Source organism: Pseudomonas sp. MYb60 (assembly GCF_002979555.1).
Taxonomy (GTDB): Bacteria; Pseudomonadota; Gammaproteobacteria; order Pseudomonadales; family Pseudomonadaceae; genus Aquipseudomonas.
In genome coordinates this window covers 1-2192 of sequence record NZ_PCOZ01000041.1, presented here as the reverse complement: position 1 = coordinate 2192, position 2192 = coordinate 1, and the positions used below count along the sequence as shown (strand labels likewise).

2 protein-coding genes and 2 pseudogenes are annotated in these 2192 nt (G+C 54.1%); 3 read left to right on the top strand and 1 reads right to left on the bottom strand.

The annotated features are described in order from the left end of the window. The 3 genes and pseudogenes from CQ041_RS26445 to CQ041_RS26065 all read left to right on the top strand — a co-directional run. A pseudogene (locus CQ041_RS26445) lies at nt 1–801 on the top strand (PAAR domain-containing protein); the annotation flags it as partial. Beyond that, entirely contained in the window at nt 798–1187 is a 390-nt protein-coding gene (locus CQ041_RS26070) for a hypothetical protein (protein ID WP_105525258.1), read from the top strand. The pseudogene CQ041_RS26445 and the gene CQ041_RS26070, both read left to right, overlap by 4 nt. Before the next feature lie 184 nt (nt 1188–1371). Continuing rightward, nucleotides 1372–1761 carry a hypothetical protein gene (locus CQ041_RS26065; RefSeq protein WP_105525257.1) on the top strand — a complete coding sequence of 130 codons (390 nt, stop codon included), beginning with the start codon at nt 1372–1374 and terminating at the stop codon, nt 1759–1761. Between the two features lie 64 nt (nt 1762–1825). Here CQ041_RS26065 and CQ041_RS26685 read toward each other — a convergent pair. Then, a pseudogene (locus tag CQ041_RS26685) lies at nt 1826–2001 on the bottom strand (amidase); the annotation flags it as partial. Nucleotides 2002–2192: the final 191 nt, after the last annotated feature.

Genomic DNA, 2192 nt, shown 5'->3' with positions numbered 1-2192 from the left:
ATGATGCAGGCTGCTCAACAGGTTGACGACGCTCTTGATCCCCTTACCCCGGATGAAGCTGACTTCGTGCATCGTCACGGTGCCGAAATTGCCAGCTTCATCGGCCATACCTCGACCTGGCTGGGTGTCAGTGCGGTGGTGATGGAGAAGCACCTGTCCAATCTTCGCGACACACTCCAAGCCATCGAACGCTTGCATCAGGAAAGCTATCGCCAGCACGGCCACCTCAAATCACCGCAGTTTTTCGCTGATCGCAAGCGTTTGCTCGCTCAGTTGGACGCACACCTGCTGAACTCCACTCGTCTGCGCGGGCAGACGACGTTGGGTGATCACCCCAAGTTGAAAACAGCGCTGGGTATTTCCAGCCGAAGTTTGGTGCATCACTGGGACAAGGCCGGAGGGCCGGGGCAGATTCCGGGGTATTCGGCGCATGTGGAGGCAGTCAGTCGAGCAGCCAAGTACATGAAGGCGGGTGGATATATTGGGATTGGCATTGGCGGTATATCTTCGTTACTGGCTATTCAGCAAGTGTGCAATGAGGATTCGGGGGCAGCTTGTGTGAAAGTCAAGTTTACTGAAGGGGGGAAGTTCGGCTTATCCACTGCTGGTGGTATTTGGGGTGGAAGAGCAGGACTGCTTGCCAGTGGCCCGATCTGCCTGGCTCTCGGCGCCACAACAGGAATTGGAGGTGTTATCTGCGTCGCCGCAGTTGTAGGGACCGGCGCATGGGTGGGCACGACGGGCGGAGAAAAAGCAGGTGAAGCGATCGGAGAGAAATTGTACGAAGTTGCTCACCTATGACCAGTATTGACACTTGGTCCCCTTGGGTTGCGATCATTGCTCTTGGTGGCTGGAGCCTGCTCGCGCTTGTGAATATTGCATACAGCTTGTACTTGAGTCGCTATCACCTGGAGGCCTTGAAAGAGGCGTTAAAGAACAGCCGTTATATTTATATTTGGGGTACGAGTCTGGGAAAACGGGGTTTGATTTGGTCACTGTTTGAGATAACAAAAATCACAGGGATGATAATGATGCCGCAGACACACATCCGCATCGGCGATCTCGATACTGTCGATCATAAAAACTTCCCTCCTTACCTCCAACGCCTGCTCAAACTCGACTTCGCGATGGTAATTGTTACCGGCGTTTGGCTAACCGTCGTCGTCGTGCTGCTGAAGATTAAGTAGTTTGATGAAGGATCACCCTACGTTGACAACAGCACTCGGAACTCCCACTAAAAGCAGGGTACATCATTGGAAAAAAATTGGTGGGCCGGGGCAGATCCCGGGGTATTCGGCGCATGGGTAGGCACAACATTGGGTGGAAACGCTGGTGAATACATCGGCGAAAAATTATACGAGGTTAAACACCATGACCAGTATCGACACTTGGCATCCTTGGGTTGCGATAGCTTTTCTGGGGGCCCCAGGCTTGCTATCCGCCATAGGCATTGCATACAGCCTATACGTCACCCACCGCCACCTGGAAGCCATAAAAGAAGCCTTGAAAAACAGCCGTTTCATCTACTTATGGGGCCCATTCCTGGGCAACCGTGGCTTGATTTGGTCCCTGTTGGAAATGTCAAAAATCGCCGGAATGGTGGTATGGCCAAGGGCTTCACTCATTAGTGGACAACTCGATCCAACCGATCTAGAGAATTTTCCGCCTCACCTGAAACGTCATTTCAAAGCCATTATTACAATGGCTTTCACAGCCCTAGCCTGGGGAGTCGTTGCGGCCATATTGGTGGAGTACAGGTAACCCAGAATGGGCCTCACAAGAGGCCCGTTTTTTCGACCATTCAATGAACGTACGCAATCGAACGTCACGGCATTAACCGGCACCCCTGCCGATCTCCCAACCACCGTGCCACATGCGCCCCCCCAACCCACTCGCCGTCACTTCACTGCGCTCCGGGTTATCCCTGAACGCACTCGTCGGCACGTACTGCTTCACCTACCCGCGGCAATACTGCGCCGGGTTGTTCGCTACATAGCGGCACGGCGCAAGGCCCCGGCTTCCACCAAATACCATTCCAACTCCACTTGCCGCTCGGCGCGGGCAATGTCCACCAGCATCTTCAGCGCGGGGCAAGCCGTTACTCCAGCCCTCCCATAAGTCGTCCATGCCCGGTGCATTGCCTTGGGCACCGCTGCTCTATCAGATCTTAACGACACAACTCTCGGAAAAGT

What these genes read in the sequence shown, in the direction of transcription:
- CQ041_RS26070 (WP_105525258.1), top strand. Translation starts at nt 798, where the DNA reads ATGACCAGTATTGACACTTGGTCCCCTTGGGTTGCGATCATTGCTCTT.
- CQ041_RS26065 (WP_105525257.1), top strand. Translation starts at nt 1,372, where the DNA reads ATGACCAGTATCGACACTTGGCATCCTTGGGTTGCGATAGCTTTTCTG.